This window comes from Pseudomonas sp. R62 (assembly GCF_000257605.1).
Taxonomy (GTDB): Bacteria; Pseudomonadota; Gammaproteobacteria; order Pseudomonadales; family Pseudomonadaceae; genus Aquipseudomonas; species Aquipseudomonas atacamensis.
On sequence record NZ_AHZM01000964.1, the window covers coordinates 1 to 600 of the forward strand.

At 61.5% G+C, this 600-nt stretch carries 2 protein-coding genes; both read left to right on the forward strand.

All coding sequences use genetic code 11. From position 1 onward, the window contains the following. A partial coding sequence (locus tag OQK_RS01370) for a DUF2388 domain-containing protein (RefSeq protein ID WP_038860366.1) occupies nt 1-90 on the forward strand: 90 nt, incomplete at its 5' end. Between the two features lie 27 nt (nt 91-117). Beyond that, a complete protein-coding gene (locus OQK_RS01375) occupies nt 118-438 on the forward strand; it encodes a DUF2388 domain-containing protein (protein WP_016770769.1) in 321 nt (106 codons plus the stop codon). The last annotated feature ends 162 nt before the right edge of the window (nt 439-600 follow it).

Here is a 600-nt window from a genome sequence, read left to right on the forward strand (position 1 = left end):
CTGGAATCCGCGATGCATTACCTGCGCAAAACCCGGCCGAAACTTCATGCCAGCGACCTTGAACTGGCAGAGGCAATTCTCGTCCAATAGTTATCCTTGTCCTTCCGGAGTCGTTCCATGCGTAGCCCGCTGATTGCTGCCGCCCTTGGCCTGTTTGTGTTGGCCGATGTGGCCCAGGCGCACACCCTGGTAGCCACCAGTAACATCATCGTTCGTGCCTCCCAGCGCAGCATCGATTTCACTTCCGATACCACCACATCGATTCGCGATTCGAAAATCATCCGCGAAGCCCACGACGACGCCGCCAGTTTCGTCGCCAGCAACGGCGACATCCGTGGGGCGCACCTCGAAGCCGCCCTCAACACCTTGCGCAATCGCGTGCCGGAAGCGCGCGACGCCAGTGATCAGGTACTCGCCGAAGCCATTCTCGCACTGTGAAGTCCGTTGGCGCCTGGCTGCTGGCCGGGGCGTTGTTGCTGCTTGGCAACAGCGCCCACGCCGGCCTGCAATTGCGGCTCAAGACCGAGGGTCTGAGCCCGGCTCAACAACAGGCCAGTCAGGCGCTGATCGATGAGGCGATGGCGAAACTGCCGCCGAGCT